This window comes from Microbispora sp. ATCC PTA-5024 (assembly GCF_000511135.2).
GTDB classification, from domain to species: Bacteria; Actinomycetota; Actinomycetes; order Streptosporangiales; family Streptosporangiaceae; genus Microbispora; species Microbispora corallina.
Genome location: NZ_KI866523.1, coordinates 556,465 through 573,693, shown reverse-complemented (window position 1 = coordinate 573,693; position 17,229 = coordinate 556,465). Strand labels below are relative to the sequence as shown.

General features: G+C 73.6%; 13 protein-coding genes. 9 read left to right on the top strand and 4 right to left on the bottom strand.

Annotated elements, in window-relative coordinates:
- Window positions 1-20: 20 nt before the first annotated feature.
- The 9 genes from MPTA5024_RS15100 (at window position 21) to MPTA5024_RS15060 (ending at window position 12,085) form a co-directional block, all read left to right on the top strand.
- Window positions 21-1,013: an ABC transporter permease gene (locus MPTA5024_RS15100; protein ID WP_036324675.1), complete on the top strand. Its 993-nt coding sequence runs from the start codon at window positions 21-23 to the stop codon at window positions 1,011-1,013.
- A complete protein-coding gene (locus tag MPTA5024_RS15095) occupies window positions 1,010-1,897 on the top strand; it encodes an ABC transporter permease (RefSeq protein WP_036324674.1) in 888 nt (295 codons plus the stop codon). The genes MPTA5024_RS15100 and MPTA5024_RS15095 overlap by 4 nt, the downstream gene beginning before the upstream one ends.
- Before the next feature lies 1 nt (window position 1,898).
- On the top strand, window positions 1,899-2,843 hold the full coding sequence (locus MPTA5024_RS15090) for an ABC transporter ATP-binding protein (RefSeq protein WP_036324673.1): 945 nt from the start codon (window positions 1,899-1,901) through the stop codon (window positions 2,841-2,843).
- Window positions 2,843-3,784 (top strand): ABC transporter ATP-binding protein, encoded by a 942-nt coding sequence (locus tag MPTA5024_RS15085; RefSeq protein WP_051458425.1) that lies wholly within the window; start codon window positions 2,843-2,845, stop codon window positions 3,782-3,784. The genes MPTA5024_RS15090 and MPTA5024_RS15085 overlap by 1 nt, the downstream gene beginning before the upstream one ends.
- Entirely contained in the window at window positions 3,781-6,189 is a 2,409-nt protein-coding gene (locus MPTA5024_RS15080) for a glycoside hydrolase family 2 protein (RefSeq protein WP_036324672.1), read from the top strand. Before MPTA5024_RS15085 ends, MPTA5024_RS15080 begins: the two co-directional genes overlap by 4 nt.
- A 75-nt stretch (window positions 6,190-6,264) precedes the next feature.
- Window positions 6,265-7,362 (top strand): mannose-6-phosphate isomerase, class I, encoded by a 1,098-nt coding sequence (manA, locus tag MPTA5024_RS15075; protein ID WP_036324671.1) that lies wholly within the window; start codon window positions 6,265-6,267, stop codon window positions 7,360-7,362.
- Window positions 7,363-7,528: 166 nt separating this feature from the next.
- Complete coding sequence (locus MPTA5024_RS15070) at window positions 7,529-8,581, top strand: polysaccharide deacetylase family protein (protein ID WP_036324670.1); 1,053 nt, start codon at window positions 7,529-7,531, stop codon at window positions 8,579-8,581.
- A gap of 65 nt (window positions 8,582-8,646) precedes the next feature.
- A complete protein-coding gene (locus tag MPTA5024_RS15065) occupies window positions 8,647-9,456 on the top strand; it encodes a CPBP family intramembrane glutamic endopeptidase (protein WP_051458203.1) in 810 nt (269 codons plus the stop codon).
- A gap of 97 nt (window positions 9,457-9,553) precedes the next feature.
- Complete coding sequence (locus MPTA5024_RS15060) at window positions 9,554-12,085, top strand: DUF4118 domain-containing protein (RefSeq protein WP_036324669.1); 2,532 nt, start codon at window positions 9,554-9,556, stop codon at window positions 12,083-12,085.
- 789 nt (window positions 12,086-12,874) lie between these two features.
- On the opposite strand, the gene MPTA5024_RS15055 is transcribed toward MPTA5024_RS15060, so the two are convergent.
- From MPTA5024_RS15055 to MPTA5024_RS15040, 4 genes are all read right to left on the bottom strand, one after another.
- Window positions 12,875-13,588, bottom strand: coding sequence for a maleylpyruvate isomerase family mycothiol-dependent enzyme (locus MPTA5024_RS15055; protein WP_036324668.1), 714 nt, complete (start codon window positions 13,586-13,588; stop codon window positions 12,875-12,877).
- Window positions 13,589-13,664: 76 nt separating this feature from the next.
- Window positions 13,665-14,306 (bottom strand): hypothetical protein, encoded by a 642-nt coding sequence (locus tag MPTA5024_RS15050; protein WP_051458202.1) that lies wholly within the window; start codon window positions 14,304-14,306, stop codon window positions 13,665-13,667.
- Window positions 14,307-14,383: 77 nt separating this feature from the next.
- Window positions 14,384-16,213: a sensor histidine kinase gene (locus tag MPTA5024_RS15045; RefSeq protein ID WP_036326247.1), complete on the bottom strand. Its 1,830-nt coding sequence runs from the start codon at window positions 16,211-16,213 to the stop codon at window positions 14,384-14,386.
- A gap of 73 nt (window positions 16,214-16,286) precedes the next feature.
- A complete protein-coding gene (locus tag MPTA5024_RS15040; RefSeq protein WP_036324667.1) occupies window positions 16,287-16,997 on the bottom strand; it encodes a response regulator transcription factor in 711 nt (236 codons plus the stop codon).
- Between the last annotated feature and the right edge of the window lie 232 nt (window positions 16,998-17,229).

Below are 17,229 nucleotides of genomic sequence, written 5' to 3'. Positions count from 1 at the left end.
GTGCGACCTGGAGGTCGGTTGTGCGCCGGTACTTCGGCAGGAAGCTGCTCGTCTACGGGCTCACGTTCTTCGTGGCCGTCACCGTCAACTGGGTGATCCCGCGGTTCATGCCGGGCGACCCCGTGCAGAGCATGCTCTCGCGGGCCAACGTCTCCCAGCCGGCGGCGGTCGAGGCCATGCGCCTGCACTACACGAGCATGTTCGGCTTCGACCAGCCGCTGTGGCGGCAGTACCTCAACTTCTGGGGGGCGCTGCTGCGCGGCGACCTCGGGATCAGCATCTGGCTGTTCCCCACCCCCGTCACCGACGTCATCGTCCGGGCCGTGCCGTACACGCTGGGGCTGCTGGTCCCGGCCATCCTGCTGAGCTGGGTGGCGGGCAACCGCTTCGGCGCCTTCGCGGCGCGGCGCAGGTGGCTCGACAACACCGTCCTGCCGCTCGGCTACGTGCTGACCGCCACGCCGTACATGTGGCTGGCCATCCTGCTGGCCTGGGCGCTCGGCATCGTGGCGGGGATCTTCCCGGTGGCCGGGGCCTACAGCTTCGCCATGCGGCCCGAGCTGTCCTGGGCGTTCGCCGGCAGCCTCCTGCAGCACTGGTTTCTGCCGTTCGCGTCGCTGTTCCTCGTGGCGTTCGGCGGCTGGGCCATCGGCATGCGCAACATGATCATCTACGAGCTGGAGGCGGACTACGTGACCTACCTGCGGTCGCTCGGCGCGCCCGGCCGGCTGGTGCGGCGGTACGCCTTCAGGAACGCGATCCTGCCGCAGATCACCGGGCTGGCCCTGCAACTCGGCGTGCTGGTCGCCGGCGCCCTGGTCACCGAGATCGTCTTCTCGTACCCCGGGCTCGGGCACCTCATCCTGCAGGCCATCCAGAACCAGGACTTCTTCCTGCTGCAGGGCACGTTCCTGTTCATCGTCCTCGGCGTGCTGGTCGCCAACTTCGTCGTCGACGTCGCGTACGTCCTGGTCGACCCGCGGACCAGGGCCGGGATGGGAGGAGCGGCGTGACGACGACGCACGCGGTCACGGAGGAGACCCCCGCCCCGGCCGTACGCCGGGAGGCGCTGCACTTCGCGCTGCGCAACGGCAAGCTGGTCGCCGGCCTGGTCGTCGTGGTGGTGTTCCTGGCCGCCGCGGTCGTCGGCCCCATGACGATCTCGTACGGGCCCAACGACTACGTGGGGCCGGCCATGGCGTCGCCGTCGGGGGAGTACTGGTTCGGCACCACCACGTTCGGCCAGGACGTGTTCGCCCAGTTCGTGTACGGCCTGCGGTCGACCTTCCTGGTCGGGGTCCTCGGCGGCGGCCTCGCGGCGCTCATCGGCATGGCGGTCGGCTTCACCGCCGGCTACCGGGGCGGCCTGGTCGACGAGGTGCTCAACATGCTCACCAACATCGTGCTCGTGCTGCCCGCCCTGGTCGTGCTGCTCGTCGCCAACGCGTACCTGGGCGTGCGGAGCATCGGCGTGCAGGCGCTGTTCATCGGGCTGACCTCGTGGCCCTGGGCGGCGCGGGCGATCCGGGCGCAGACGTTCTCGCTGCGCTCGCGCGACTTCGTGGACCTGGCCAGGCTCAGCGGCGTGCGCACTCCCCGGATCATCGTGCGGGAGATCGCGCCGAACATGAGCTCCTACCTGTTCATGACGTTCATCCTGCTGTTCGGCGGGGCCGTCCTCGTCGCGGCCTCGCTCGACTTCATCGGGCTCGGGCCGACCCAGGGGGTCTCGCTCGGCCTCATGCTCAACAACGCCGCCCGCTGGAGCGCCCTGCAACTCGGGATGTGGTGGTGGTTCGTCCCGCCGGGCGCCGGGATCACGGCCGTCGTGGGCGCCCTGTACGTCATGAACGTCGGGCTTGACGAGGTGTTCAACCCGAAGCTGAGGGAGATGTGACGTGTCCCTGACGGTCACCGGCCTCCGGGTCCACTACCGGACGCTGCGGGGCGACGTGAAGGCGCTCGACGGCGTCACCTTCTCGGTCGCGGACGGCGAGATCATGGGCCTGGCCGGGGAGTCCGGATCGGGCAAGTCGACGCTGGGAAAGAGCCTGATCCGGCTCGACGGCCGGATGCGCCACGTCGGCGGCACGGTCGAGCTCGACGGCGTGACGCTGCCCATCGGCGACGACGCCGCGATGAACGCCCACCGGTTCCGCGAGGTGTCGCTCGTCCCGCAGTACGCGATGAGCGCGCTCAACCCGACCCGCAGGATCGGCAGGATGGTGTCCGAGCTGCTGGCCTCCCGCGGGGCCGGGCCGGAGACGGCCGAGCTGGAGCGGCGCCTGGAGCTGGTCGGCCTGGCCCGCGACGTGCTGGACCGCTATCCCGGCGAGCTGTCCGGCGGCATGAGGCAGCGGGTGGTCATGGTGATCTCCACGCTGCTCGACCCCTCGCTGCTGATAGCGGACGAGGTCACCTCGGCGCTCGACGTCTCCACCCAGAAGGCGGTGGCCCGGACGCTGCGGGAGTTCCGCGACCGCGGGCTGGTGAAGAGCATGATCGTCGTCACCCACGACATCGCGCTCGTCCACCAGATCGCCGACACGATCGCGGTCATGTACGCCGGGCGGCTGGCCGAGAAGGCCCCGGCGGAGGCCCTCGTGACGGCCCCGCGGCACCCGTACACGCGGATGCTGATCTCCTCGCTGCCGGAGGCGGGGGTGCGGCACGAGGACCGGCGGCTCGCGGGCATCCCGGGCGCCCCGCCGTCCCTGCTCGACCCGCCCGCCGGGTGCCGGTTCCGCGACCGCTGCCCGCTCGCGTTCGCCCGGTGCGCCGAGCAGCCGCCGTTCGCGGAGGTCGCCCCCGGCCACCACGTCGCCTGCTGGAAGGCCGAGTGATGCTCAGACTCGACGACGTCTCCAAGGTCTACCGGGCCGGCGCGTTCGGCGGCCGCGAGCTGCGGGCGGTCTCCGGCGTCAGCTTCGACGTGAACGCCGGGGAGGTGGTCTCCCTCATCGGCGAGAGCGGCAGCGGCAAGAGCACGCTGGCCCGCATGATCCTGCGGCTCACCCCGGTGAGCTCCGGCGCCATCACCTTCGACGGGACCGACATCCGGGCGCTGCCCTCGGCCAAGGCGTACTACCGGCAGGTGCAGGGCGTCTTCCAGGACCCGTTCAGCTGCTACAACCCGGTCTTCAAGGCCGACCGCGTGTTCTCCATGATCAAGGACGAGTACTTCCCCCGGGTGGCCGCCGCGGAGTGGCGCGAACGGGTGGAGGGCGCCCTGCGCGGTGTGCGGCTCGACCCCGGGCAGGTGCTCGGCAGGTATCCCCACCAGCTCAGCGGCGGGCAGCTCCAGCGCATGCTCATCGCGCGGGCCGTGCTGCTCGACATCCGGCTCCTGGTCGCCGACGAGATCATCAGCATGCTCGACGCGTCGACGCGGATCGACGTGCTGAACCTGCTGGCCGACCTCAGGGCGCGCGGGCTCGGCATCCTGTTCGTCACCCACGACCTGTCCCTCGGCACCTACGTCAGCGACCGGACGGTGGTGCTGCGGCACGGATCGGTCGTCGAGACGGGCCCCACCGAGCGGGTCTTCGCCAACCCCCTCCACCCGTACACGCGGTCGCTGCTGGCCGCGGTGCCGCGGCTGCACGCGCGGTGGGACGAGGAGGAGGCGGATCCCGGTGAGACGCCGTGCCCGTACCACGGCAGCCCGGAGGGCGTCCGGACCCGCCCGGGCCTCGCCGAGGCCGAGCCCGGCCACTTCGCGGCCTGCTCGGGATGCGCTGAGGGGGCGGGCGCCCCCAGGAAACCCGCAAAGGAGAAAGCGTGAGCTCGTACCGTCCGCTGCATGAGGGATGGACCGTCACGGCCGTGTCGTCCACGGGACAGTTGCGGCCTGTCGTCGCCGGGGTCCCGGCCGCCGTCCCCGGCTGCGTCCACACCGACCTGCTGGCCGCCGGGCTCATCGAGGACCCGTACGTCGACGACAACGAGACGCGGCTCACCTGGATCGGCCGCACCGCGTGGTCGTACGAGACCGTCTTCACCTGGGACGGGACGGACGACGAGCGGGCCGACCTGGTGTGCGAGGGGCTCGACACGGCGGCGACCGTGACGCTCAACGGGGTCGAGCTGGGCAGGACGGCCAACATGCACCGGTCGTACCGCTTCTCCGTGCGCCACCTGCTGCGCGAGGGCGACAACACGCTGAAGGTGCTGTTCGAGCCGCCGTACGAGTACGCCGAGGCGCGGCGAGCGGCCCTGGGCGACCGTCCCGGCGCGTACGAGCAGCCGTTCCCGTTCATCAGGAAGATGGCGTGCAACTTCGGCTGGGACTGGGGGCCGACGCTGGTGACGTCCGGCATCTGGCGGCCCATCGGCATCCGGACGTGGAGCGGCGCCCGGCTGGCCGAGGTCCGCCCGCTCGTGACGCTGGAGGAGTCGGACGGCGCGGTGAACGGCCGGGTCGAGGTGCACGTCACCGCCGACCGCGCGGCCGAGGGCCCGCTCACGCTGACCGCCTCGGTCGCCGGGGTGACCGAGACCGTGCGGCTGGACGCCGGGCGGCGCACCGGCGTCGTCACGCTGACCGTGCCCGCACCGGAGCTGTGGTGGCCGCGCGGGCACGGCGGGCAGCCGCTGTACGACCTGACGGTGCGCCTGGGCGACGACGAGTGGACCGGCCGGATCGGCTTCCGCTCGATCGAGCTGGACCGGACGGACGGCGCGTTCACCCTGGTCGTGAACGGCAGGCCGGTGTTCGTCCGGGGGTTCAACTGGATCCCCGAGGACACCTTTCCCAGCCGGCTCACCCGCGAGCGGGTGGCGGAGCGGTTCGCCCAGGCGGCCGGGGCGGGCGCGAACCTGCTGCGGGTGTGGGGCGGCGGCCTGTACGAGAGCGAGGACTTCTACGACCTGGCCGACGAGACCGGCCTGCTGGTCTGGCAGGACTTCCCCTTCGCGTGCGCCGCCTATCCGGAGGAGGAGCCGTTCCGCGGGGAGGTGGAGGCCGAGGCCAGGGAGCACGTGGCCCGCCTGGCGCGCCACCCCAGCCTCGCGCTGTGGTGCGGCAACAACGAGAACATCTGGGGCCTCGCCGACTGGGACTGGCGCGACGACCTCCACGGCCGCACCTGGGGCGGCGGCTTCTACTACGACCTGCTGCCGCGGATCGTCGCCGAGCTGGACCCGACCCGCCCCTACTGGCCGGGCACCCCCTACTCCGGCGCCCCCGACCTGCCGCCCAACGACCCGTCCCGGGGGACGGCGCACATCTGGACCGTCTGGAACGCCCACGACTACACGCACTACGCGACGTACAGCCCGCGGTTCGTCGCCGAGTTCGGCTTCCAGGGCCCGCCGGCGTACGCCACGCTGCGCGCCGCGGTCACCGACGAGCCGCTCACGCCGGCCTCGCCGGGGGTCGCGCACCACCAGAAGGCGGTCGACGGGAACCTCAAGCTGCTGCGCGGCCTCGGCGACCACCTGCCCGCGCCGGAGGGCTTCGACGACTGGCACTACTACACGCAGCTCAACCAGGCCAGGGCGGTGACGTTCGCGCTCGAGCGGTTCCGGGCGCTCGCGCCGTACTGCATGGGCACGATCGTGTGGCAGCTCAACGACTGCTGGCCGGTGACCTCGTGGGCCGCGGTGGACGGCGGCGGCCGGCTCAAGCCGCTCTGGCACGCCGTCCGCCGCGCGTACGCCGACCGGCTGCTGACGTTCCAGGACGACGCCGTGGCCGTGGTCAACGACAGCGACGAGCCGTGGTCGGGAGAGCTGTCGGTGGTCCGGCTGACCCTGTCCGGGGAGCCGCTCGCCAAGGAGCGCCTCGCGGTCGAGGTACCGGCGCGGGGGACGGCGTCGGTCGCGCTGCCTGCGGCCCTGCTCACCCCGGACGACCCGGCGCGGGAGGTCCTGACCGCCACGCTCGACGGCGTCCGCGCGCTGCGGTTCCCGTCCGAGGACCCGGCCATGGACTACCCGGAGGCCGAGATGGACACCGTGGTGGAGCGGACGGCCGAGGGCCTGCGGGTCGCCGTGACCGCGCGGACCGTCGTGCGGGAGCTGGCGCTGTTCCCCGACCGCCTCGACCCCCTGGCGACCGTGGACGACCAGCTCGTCACGCTGCTGCCGGGGGAGACGGCCGTCTTCCACGTGACCGGCGGCAGCCCGGACCCGGACGCGCTCGTCCGCCACCCGGTGCTGCGATGCGTCAACGAGCCGCGCCGATGACGGCTGTTAGTCTCTGACACCGGCGCGCTCCCCCTCCCCCGCCGCGCGCCGGTGGTCACCTAACGCGAGGACGACGTGGATCTGCTCACCAACCCGATCAAGGACTACGCCTGGGGCTCCCGTACGGCCATCGCCGCCCTGATGGGCCGGCCCGCCGGGGGACCGGAGGCCGAGATGTGGCTGGGCGCGCACCCCGCGAGCCCGTCGCTGCTGTCCGGGAACGGCTCCCCGGTGTCGCTGGCTGACGCCGTCGCCGCCGACCCCGAGGGGACGCTCGGGTGGCCGGTCGTCGAGCGGTTCGGGGAGCGCCTGCCGTACCTGCTGAAGGTCATCGCGGTCGACCAGCCGCTGTCGCTGCAGGTCCACCCCGACTCGGAGCAGGCGGCCGACGGGTTCGCCCGGGGCGACGCCAACTACGCCGACCCCTGGCACAAGCCCGAGATGATCTGCGCGATCACGCCGTTCCGGGGGCTCGCCGGCTTCCGGCCCGCCGACCAGGCGGCCATGCTCGTCGGCCGCCTCCAGGTCGAGGCGCTCACGCCGGTCGCCGACGCGCTGCGGGACGGCGACGTCCTGGCCGCGCTGCGGCTGCTGCTGGAGTGGCCGGGCTCCCGGCGCGAACTGGTCGAGGCCGTCGTGTGGGCCGCATCGAGCGTCCACCAGCCCGACTACGCGCTGGTCGCCAAGCTGGCCCGGCGCTATCCCGAGGACCCGGCCGTCCTCGCGCCGCTGCTCATGCGCCGCCACGAGCTCGCCCCCGGCGAGGCGCTCTACCTGGGCGCCGGCGTCCTGCACTGCTACCTCGACGGGTTCGGGGTGGAGATCATGGCGTGCTCCGACAACGTGATGCGGGCCGGGCTGACCGGCAAGCACATCGACGTGGACGAGCTGCTGCGCGTCACCCGGCCGGACGCGCAGCCGCTCGCCGTCGAGCCGGCCGGCGGCGTGTACGCGCCGCCGTGCCCCGACTTCCTGCTCCGCAGGGTCACACCCGGCGCCTCCCATGTGCTGGAGGGCGCGCTGCCGCGGATCGTGCTGTGCACCGAGGGCGCCGTCCGGGTCGGCGCCGAGGTCAAGCTGCAGGCCGGCGAGTCCGTTTTCGTCCCCGCGTCCGACGGCCCGGTCGAGCTGTCCGGCGACGGCGTCGCCTTCTGCGCCGAGCCCCAGATCTGAGGCCGCGCCCCGGATCTGAGGCGGGCCGTCGCGAAGCGACACGCCCGAAGCGGGTAATTCCTGCGGAGATTCACGCAGCGTGGTGTTTGTCCTACGCTCGGTGAGAATCGCGAGGTCGGTGGGTAGGAGTCGCTCATCGAGTACCGCGGCCCGTTGAGGGGGATCCATGGGACGCTTCGGGGCTGCCGGCCTGGCAGTGGTGTCGTTGAGCGCCGTCACGCTGTCCGCGTGCGGGTCGAGCGCCAAGCCGGTCAAGCAGGCGGACGCTCCGGCGGCCAAGCAGCACAGGGTGGCCGCCGAGGCCTCGCTCCGCAAGAGCGAGATGGAGGCGGCGGCCCGGGTGAAGGCCAACGAGCTGGGCCAGATCCCGGTGATCATGTACCACCGGATCGTGAAGAACCCGCCGCCCGGCGACGACCGCTCGCCGCAGCAGTTCCGCGAGGAGCTCGAACGGCTGGCCGCCGAGGACTACGTGCCGATCACGGCCGCCGAGTACGTGACCGGGAAGATCGACATTCCGGCCGGCAAGCACCCGGTGGTGCTGACGTTCGACGACTCCTCGCCGTCCCAGGTGTCGCTCGACGGCATGGGCAAGCCGCTGCCGGACACGGCGGTCGGCATCCTCATGGACGTCGCGGCCAAGCACCCCGGCTTCCGCCCGGTGGCCACGTTCTACGTGATCAAGGACATGTTCGGCAAGGCCCGCCAGGAGGAGCAGGTCCAGGTCCTGGAGTGGCTGAAGGACAACGGGTTCGACATCGGCAACCACACCCACGACCACCTCAACCTCCTTGGCAAGTCGAAGGAGGAGGTCGAGAACCAGATCGTCGGCGGGCAGAACCTCATCACCTCGCTCATCAAGACGCCTCCGGTGACGCTCGCCCTGCCGTACGGCAACCAGCCGAGCAAGAAGGAGTGGGCTCTGCACGGCTCGTACAAGGGCGTGTCGTACAACTACCGGGGCGTCTTCCTGGCCGGGTACACCCCGGCGCCCTCGCCGTACACCAAGGACTTCGACCCGGTGGGCATCCCGCGCATCCGGTCGAAGGAGAAGGTCGGCGACTGCGTGAAGTTCTGCTCCATGGCGTGGCTCGACTGGCTCAAGGCCAACCCCAACGACCGGTACACCTCGGACGGCTACGCGAACACCGTGGCGTTCCCGAAGTTCAAGGCGCCCTTCGTGGCCGCCTCGTTCAAGGCCCGGGCGCTGCCGTACTGACGCCGTCGCGGCGATGACGCCGCCGGGGGGCGGGACCGGGTCCGGGCGGGCGCTACCCTGCGGGCATGGACGACGACAGCGCCGCACGACCGGCGGGCGGCTCCGTGGGGACGTCGAACCCCTCGGGCCTGACGCCGCGGCTCATCGGGCCGGAGATCGTGGCGGTCTTCGCCGTCTCGCTGGGGGCGAGCGGGCTGCTGTCGCTCATCCAGCTCATCGGCGCGCTCACCGCGCCCAAGGCGCTGGACAGCCAGCACGCCGTGCTCAACAGCTCGTACGCGCCCGGCCGCCCCTGGCTCGACCTGTCGCTCCACCTCGCGCAGCTCGCGGTGAACGTGGCGCCCGTCGGGCTCGTGGCCTACCTGCTGGCCCGCTCGGGGGAGTCGCTGCGCACCATCGGCGTCGACCGCCGCGAGCCCGGGCGCGACCTGCTGCGCGGGACCGTGCTTGCCGCCGCGATCGGCGGGTCGGGCCTGGCCTTCTACCTCGCGGTGTACGCGTCCGGCGTCAACCTCAACGTCGTCCCGGACGACCTGCCGGAGGTGTGGTGGCGGGTGCCGGTCCTGGTGCTCGGGGCCGCCCAGAACGGCGTGCTGGAGGAGGTGCTGGTCAGCGGCTACCTGCTGCACCGGCTCGGACAGCTCGGCTGGGCGCCGTGGCGGTCGGTGGGGGTGTCGGCGGTCCTGCGCGGCTCCTACCACCTCTACCAGGGCTTCGGCGGCTTCGCCGGGAACGTCGTGATGGGCCTGGTCTTCGGCCGCCTCTACCAGCGCTGGGGGCGGGCCATGCCGCTGATCGTCGCCCACACCCTCATCGACGTCGTCGCCTTCGTCGGGTACGGCCTGCTGCACGGCCGGGTCTCCTGGCTGCCCTGAGCGTCCGGGCCCCCGAGACGGCGGCCGCCGCGCGCCGTACCTTGGGTTCCATGAGGAGCTCGACGGCGCCCGCTCCTGACGGCGGGGGCGCACGCCGATGACGCGCGGGCGGCTCCGGGTCTACCTCGGCGCGGCACCCGGGGTGGGCAAGACGTACGCGATGCTCTGCGAGGCCCGCCGCGGCCGGGCCCGCGGGCGGGACGTGGTCGTGGGCCTGGTGGAGACCCACGACCGTCCCCGTACGGAGGAGCTCCTGGAGGGGCTGGAGGTGCTGCCCCGGCGAACGATCGCGTACCGGGCCGGGACGTTCACCGAGCTCGACGTGGACGCCGTGATCGCCCGCCGGCCGAAAATCGTGCTGATCGACGAGCTGGCCCACACGAACGTGCCGGGGTCGCGCAACGCCAAGCGCTGGGAGGACGTCGAGGAGATCCTGGAGGCCGGGATCGACGTGATCTCGACGGTGAACATTCAGCACCTGGAGTCGGTCAACGACGTGGTGCGGGAGATCACCGGGGTGCCCCAGCGGGAGACCGTGCCGGACGAGGTCGTCCGCCGGGCCGACCAGGTCGAGCTGGTGGACATGTCACCCGAGGCGCTGCGGCGCCGGATGGCGCACGGCAACATCTACGTGCCCGAGAAGGTGGACGCGGCGCTGGCCAACTACTTCCGGGAGGGCAACCTCACCGCGCTGCGCGAGCTGGCCCTGATGTGGGTGGCCGGCAAGGTCGACGAGCAGCTCGACCGCTACCGCGCCGAGCACGGCATCCTGAGCACCTGGGAGACCCGCGAGCGGGTGGTCGTCGCCCTCTCCGGCGGCCCGGAGGGGGACACCGTCATCCGGCGCGCCGCCCGGATCGCGGCCAGGACCACGGGCGCCGACCTGCTCGCCGTCCACGTGACCCGGTCGGACGGGCTGGCCGGGACCGACCCCGTCCACCTCGCCCGGCAGCGCACGCTCGTGGAGGACCTGGGCGGCTCCTACCACCAGGTCGTCGGCGACTACGTGCCGAAGGCGCTGCTCGGCTTCGCCCGGAGCGTCAACGCCACCCAGCTCGTGCTCGGCGCCTCCCGCCGCGGCCGGGCGGCCCGGCTGCTCACGCGCGGCGTCGGGGTCACGGTCGCCGCGCTGTCCGGCTCGATCGACGTGCACATGATCCCGCACGACGAGGCCCGGGCCGGGAGGCGTCCGCAGCCGTCCCGCGCCGCCCTGACCCGGGGCAGGAGGATCGCGGGGTGGGCCCTGGCCCTGCTGGGCGTCCCGGCCCTCACGGGGGTCCTGCTGCCGCTGCGCGGGGCGCTCACGCTGCCGAGCCAGATCCTGCTGTTCCTGGCGGCGGTCGTGACGGTCGCGCTCGTGGGCGGGATGTGGCCCGCTCTGACCGCGGCGGTCGGCGGCTTCCTGCTGCTCAACTGGTTCTTCACCCCGCCGCTGCACACCTGGTCGATCGCGAGCCCGCAGAACCTGCTGGCCCTGGTCGTCTTCGTGGTCGTGGGCGGCGCCGTCAGCGCGATCGTGGACCTGGCCGCCCGCCGCACCCGCGAGGCGGCCAGGGCGGGCGCGGACGCGGAGATCCTGTCCACCCTGGCCGGGCACGTGCTGCGGGGGGAGGGCGCCGTGCCGTCCCTGCTGGCGCGGCTGCGGGAGATCTTCGGCCTGACGTCGGTCACGCTGCTGGAACGGCGGACCGAGGCCGTCCCCGGCGTGGGCGACGCGGGCGACCCGCAGGCGTGGCGCATCCTCGGCGCCGCCGGCGGCCCGCCCTGCACCTGCCCGGCGGCGGCCGACACCGGGATGCCGATCGCGGGCGGCCTCGTGCTCGCGCTCCGCGGGCGCCTGCTAGACGCGTCCGACCGGAGGGTGCTGGAGGCCTTCGGCGCCGAGCTGGCCGTCGCCCTGCGGCAGCGGCGGCTGGAGGAGCAGGCCGAGAAGGTGCGGCCGCTCGCGGAGGCCGACAGGATGCGCACGGCGCTGCTCGCGGCCGTCAGCCACGACCTGCGCACGCCGCTCGCCTCGGCCAAGGCGGCCGTGGAGAGCCTGCGCAGCACCGACGTGCGGTGGTCGCGCGCGGACCGCGACGAGCTGCTGGCCACCGCCGACGAGTCGCTGGTGAGGCTGACCCGGCTGGTGGCCAACCTGCTCGACATGAGCCGGCTCCAGGCCGGCGTGCTCGGGGTCGCGCTCGAGCACGTCGCGCTGGAGGAGGTCGCGCACCGGGCCGTGGCCGACCTCGGGGAGGCGGGCGCCCGGGTCGTCCTCGACATGCCGCCTGACCTGCCCGACGTCGAGGCCGACCCGGTCCTGCTGGAGCGGATCCTGGTCAACGTCACGTCCAACGCCGTCCGGTACAGCCCGCCCGGAGCGCCCGTGCTCGTCGGGGCGAGCCGGTACGGCGACCGTGTGGAGGTCCGGATCGTCGACCGCGGGCCCGGCATCCCGCCGGAGGCGCACGACCGGGTGTTCCTGCCCTTCCAGCGGTACGGCGACCGGGACGCCCACACCGGGGTCGGGCTCGGGCTGGCCCTGTCGCGCGGGCTGGCCGAGGCGATGGGCGGGACGCTGGTCCCCGAGGAGACGCCCGGGGGAGGGCTGACCATGATCCTCTCCCTTCCGGCCGCGCCGGCGTGAACCCCCGGGGGTTCGTGGGGCATTTCGCCGCCGGTCGGGCGCAACACGGGCCGAACGGCCCTCTCTGGCGCGCCTGATTGCGATTGGGGCCGATCCCGGTGCATGGTTGACGTGCCGCCGCCAATCGCCTGCACGACTGGATGAGCGACACGTCTGGATCCCCCCGGCAAACCGGCCTCCCAGGGCCGTACCGACTTGGGGATTGTTCGCGATGACGCGTTTATCGATACGTGTGCCCTTCCGGGCACGAACCGCTCCGGGCGGGAGGGGAAGGCCCACCGGCCCTCGCGCCCGGACCCGTCCTCCCGCCGCGCCCGGCCTGTGCCGGTTCGCGCGCCGTACCGGGCGGGGACCCGCCGCCGGCCGTGAGGGACTTCCGGCCGTCCCGTCCCGCGGGCTCGGGCGTCACCGCCAGGCCGAGACGACGCCGCGAAAGCCGCTCGCGTGGATGCCCGGCGCCGCTTGCGCGGGTGCGAGCGCGGCCGGACGAGAGCCGCTCGCGTGGATGCCCGGCAGCGCCCGAGCGGGTGCGAGCCCGGCCGGACGTCCGTCCGGCGCGCCGCGGGCGCTCCTTCCGGCGACGCCGTGCCCGCCGCCGGCCGGGGCGGGTCAGGTGGCCGCCCGCGTCTTATTACGCGGCGGGCGGAGGCCGCGGTGCGACCCGCTGAGGGACGCCGCCCGGCGCGGAGCGTTCCCCGGCCGGGGCGCGGTGGTCGCCACCGCGCCCCGGCCGGGGCCGTTCCCGCGGGCTGTGACGCCGTCCCAGGCGACCGGCCGGGAGCGGCGGGCTCAGGCGAGGCAGCGCAGGGCGGCCCGCAGGCGGGCGTCGATCGGGTGCGCGGCAGGCAGGCGGCCCACCGTCGCCTCCACGAACTCCTCGGCGGACAGGTCGGCGCCCATGCCGTCCACGGTCACCAGGACGCGGTCGCCCGTGCGCTCGATCCCGGCCTTCGCGCCGCGTTCGTCCAGGGCGAACATCCCCACACGCACCCGCCAGTCGAGGCGGCCCGGCGCCTCCTCGCCGGGCACGGGCGCTCCCACGTCGTCGGCGTGCGTGGCGTACTCCGAGCCGTAGTGGAAGGCCTGCAATCCCGTCGGGTACGGGCCGACGGACGTGTCGAGGGAGGCGTCCGTCCCGAGCGCCCGCATGCGCCTGCGGGTCTCCCCGTTCTTGGCCCGCCACTCGTCCAGCACCTGCCGCACCGGCAGCAGCCGGCGCTTGCGGACGCACCACTCGTTGAAGCCCTCGAACCCGCCGCGCACGCCCTCGTGGTCGAGCAGCTCGTAGAAGCCGTCGATGTCCCCGTCCAGGCAGGCGTGGTTGTAGAGCTCCTCGCCGGCCAGGTGGGCGAGCACGTCGCGCACCGTCCACCCCTCGCAGCGGGAGGGGTGGTTCCAGCCGTCCTCGTCGAGGGAGGCGAAGAAGCGGTCGAGCCGCTCCGCCTCGGTGTCGAAGATGCCGAACGGGTCGAGCCCGGCCAGCGGATCCGGTCCAGAGGTCATGCCAGGAGCGGTACCCGGACAGCCGCCTCCGTCACCTCCGCCGGACCCGGGCCAGGCCTCCCTCAGGCCGTACGGCTCACGCGGGGCCCGGGCGCAACGCCCCGCCGCCGCCGAACGCCTTGATCCGGCACTGGTCCTGGATCCCCTCGATGTCCACGCCCTCCGCGGGGATGCTGTCGTACGTCCAGGAGATCGCGTTGGGGTCCGAGCCGGCGGCGGGGACGAGGTGGACCTTGAACCCGTGTCCCTTGAGGCACTTCACCTCCGCCCGGACGGCGTCGGCGTAGTGCGGGTTCCGCTCGGGGTCCATCTCGGGCGGCAGGAGGGGCTCCTTGTCCTCGCAGGCCTTCCGGGCCTTGTCCTCGGCCTTCTGCGCCGCGGAGCCCGTCGTCCCCGCGTCCCATGCGCCGTGCTCGCCCAGGCACTCGGCGTAGGCCTTCCTCAGTGCGGTTATCTCCTCCGCGGAGCTGTCGAGGCGCAGCTGCGGGCGTCGCGAGTCGACCGTCTCCTGCTTCGGCGGCCGGGTGGCGGCCGTTCCCGCGGCCGTCGCGCCGGAGGCCGTGGCGGTGACGAGGGAGGCGACGTGGTCGTTCTGCGCGCCGGCGGCGGCCTGCGAGGTCCCTCCGCAGGCCGTCAGCGCGGCCGTGGCGAGCGCGGCCGCGCCCAGTGCCCTCCCGAGCCGGATGTGCGTCGGCGTGACGATGCTGTGTCCGTTCATGGGGACGAGGATGGGCGACCGGTGTCAGGGAATCGTCAGGCCCGGATGAGGGCGCGGTAGTCGTGCGTCCTGCCCCTTCAGGAGTGGACGGGCAGGCGGATCGTGAAGACCGAGCCCTCGCCCGGGACGCTCGCGGCGGAGACCGAGCCGCCGTGCGCCTCGACGAGCTTGCGGACGATGGGCAGCCCGAGCCCGCTGCCGCCGGTGCGCCGGCTGCGGGACTTCTCCACCCGCCAGAACCGCTCGAAGACCAGCGGCAGGTCCTCGGGCGATATGCCGACGCCGGTGTCCGCGACCTCGATCACCAGGTCGGCGCCCTCCTCGCGCGCCCGCAGGGCCACCCGTCCTCCGGGCGGCGTGTGCCGGACGGCGTTGGACACGAGGTTGCCCACGGCCTGGCGCAGCCGCACGGGGTCGGCCGCCACCGACGGTTCTCCCTCGACCTCGACGGACAGGTGGACGCCCGTGCCGTCCGCGCCTCCCCGGTGCGCCGTGGCCACCTGGTCGAGCAGCTCGTGGACGTACATCGGCCGCCGGTGCAGCGTCAGCTCCCCGGCGTCGGCGACGGCGAGGTCCTGCAGGTCGTCGACGACGTGCTGGAGGAGCGCGGCCTCCTCCAGCAGCGAGGACATCAGCGCCCGGTCCGGCGCGACCAGGCCGTCCTCGGTCGCCTCAAGCCAGCCGCGGATGTTGCTGAGCGGGGTCCGCAGCTCGTGCGCGACGTCGCTGACCATGTCCTTGCGCAGCTCCTCCAGCTGCTCGCGCCGCCGGGCCATGGCGTTGAAGGCGTCCGCCAGCCGGCCGATCTCGTCCCCGCCGGCGACCTCCACGCGGGCGGACACGTCCCCGTCGGCCATCTGCCGGGCCGCGTGGGTCAGCGCCCGCAGCGGCCGGACGAGCCGTACGCCGGCCAGGACGGTCACGCCCACGGTGACGGCCAGCACGAGCGCGACGACCCCCGCGATCCTGGCCTGGCCGGTGGGGGACAGGTCGACGATCGTTGAGGCGCCGGCACCGCGACTGCTGACGAACAGCAGAACGGAGGGGGCGACGTACGGCGCGAGCTGCTCGTGCCGGCCGGTGGCGATGCAGCTGGGCACGCTCGCGGCGGGCGGCTGCGCCGAGGGGCCGGAGGCCCGGCCGCCGGCCGGTGCCGGAGCGGGCACCGGCGTCCACGTGAAGTCGAGGCCGAGCGTCACCGGGGGAGCGCCGCGGCGCTCGAGACACGCGTTCACGAGGCCGGTGAGGTGGCGCAGCGCCTTTCGCTCCGTGGGCGTCAGGCCGTCCAGGACCGGGCTCGCGCAGCGGGCGGCCAGCGTCGGGTTGAGGGTGGGCGACTCGACGTACGGGCGCCCGCTCGGCCCCTCGACGACCTGAGCGGTGGCGGAGAAGCTCTGCCGCAGGCAGAGCGCCTGCTGCTCGGCGGCCACGCGCAGCCGTGTGCGCTCGGCCCGGGGCAGCCGGAACGGCCCGGTCACGCGGGGGTCGATCCGGTCGGAGGGCGATCCGCCGGCGAGGGCGGTGTCGACGGCCAGCGGCTCGACGACCGCCGTCGGCGTGGCCGGCAGCGACACCGGCCCGGAGTCGGAGTCGAGGACGACCCGGCGGTCCTCGGTCGTGAGCGTGACGCGGTGCCCGATCTGGTGGGCCAGCCGGACCACCGTGTCGCGCGCGCCGTCCCACGTCGTGTGCGTCGCGGCCCAGCCGAGCAGGGCCCGGTAGGCGCGGGCGTCCTCCGCGAGCGCCTGGCCCTCCTCCTGCCTGATCGCCACGGTCGTGCTGCGGACGACCAGCCAGGCGGTGGCCGCGATCGAGCACACGGACACGAGCACGGAGACGGCCAGCAGCCGCACCAGCAGGCCACGGCGCGCGAGCGGGCCTCGGCGGTCGGACGGGTCAGGCGTCATCGGGCGCGCGAAGCCCCGGCGGGCGGACGGGTCAGGCGTCATGGGGCGCGCAAAGCCCCGGCGAGCGGGCGGGTCAGGCGTCATCGGGGGAGCCCGGTGCCGCGTCGGTCAGCTTGTAGCCCACCCCGTGGACGGTCACGAGGCGCACCGGCCGCCGCGGCTCGGGCTCGATCTTCCTGCGCAGGTTCATGACGTGCACGTCAACGGCCCGTGAGGTGATGTACCGGTCGAAGCCGTGCAAATGCAGCAGGATCTGCTCGCGGGTGAAGACCCTGCCGGGTTCCCCGGCCATCAGCTCCAGGATCTGGAACTCCCCCGGCGTGCACTCGATCCGCCTGCCGTCCACGACCACCTCGTGCCGGGCCGGGTCCACGGCCACGGCGCCGGCCGTCAGCACGGGGGCGGGCGCGGAGGCGGCCGCCCGGGTGCGCCGCAGCAGGGCGCGGACCCGGGCCATCAGCTCCCTCGGGCTGTACGGCTTGGTCATGTAGTCGTCCGCGCCGAGGTCGAGGCCGAGCAGCAGGTCGTCCTCCGTCGTGCGCGCGGTGAGGATCAGCACCGGCAGGTCCGACTCGGCGCGGACGATCCGGCACACGTCCAGCCCGTCCACCTTCGGCATCATCACGTCGAGCACCATCAGGTCCGGGGCCCGGCGGCGCACCTCATCCAGGGCCGACCGCCCGTCGTGGACGGTGACGACCCGGTGGCCCTCGTGCTCCAGATAGCGGCGGACCAGGTCGGCCTGCTTGACGTCGTCCTCCGCCACCAGGACATATGCGCACATGCCGCCGAGCTTAGGTCGGCCAGGGGACTGCCGTTCCCGGGCGGCCGCGTGCTCATCGAAGCGCTATGGGTTGCTGACGGCTTCCTGACATTCCACGGCCATGCTCGTCGCCGTGCCGGGCCCCCACCCGGCGGCCCGAGGGGGACGAAGGGGACGAGGACGTGTGGACGGAGGTCCGATGGTGACCGAGGGGGACGGCGGCGCCCGGCGGCGCCGCGGGCGGCTCGTGGTC

Bases quoted from the DNA above. Each gene is read 5' to 3' on its own strand.
- MPTA5024_RS15085 (WP_051458425.1), top strand. From the start codon at position 2,843: ATGCTCAGACTCGACGACGTCTCCAAGGTCTACCGGGCCGGCGCGTTC.
- MPTA5024_RS15070 (WP_036324670.1), top strand. From the start codon at position 7,529: ATGGGACGCTTCGGGGCTGCCGGCCTGGCAGTGGTGTCGTTGAGCGCC.
- MPTA5024_RS15065 (WP_051458203.1), top strand. From the start codon at position 8,647: ATGGACGACGACAGCGCCGCACGACCGGCGGGCGGCTCCGTGGGGACG.
- MPTA5024_RS15060 (WP_036324669.1), top strand. From the start codon at position 9,554: ATGACGCGCGGGCGGCTCCGGGTCTACCTCGGCGCGGCACCCGGGGTG.
- MPTA5024_RS15055 (WP_036324668.1), bottom strand. From the start codon at position 13,588: ATGACCTCTGGACCGGATCCGCTGGCCGGGCTCGACCCGTTCGGCATC.
- MPTA5024_RS15050 (WP_051458202.1), bottom strand. From the start codon at position 14,306: ATGAACGGACACAGCATCGTCACGCCGACGCACATCCGGCTCGGGAGG.
- MPTA5024_RS15045 (WP_036326247.1), bottom strand. From the start codon at position 16,213: ATGACGCCTGACCCGTCCGACCGCCGAGGCCCGCTCGCGCGCCGTGGC.
- MPTA5024_RS15040 (WP_036324667.1), bottom strand. From the start codon at position 16,997: ATGTGCGCATATGTCCTGGTGGCGGAGGACGACGTCAAGCAGGCCGAC.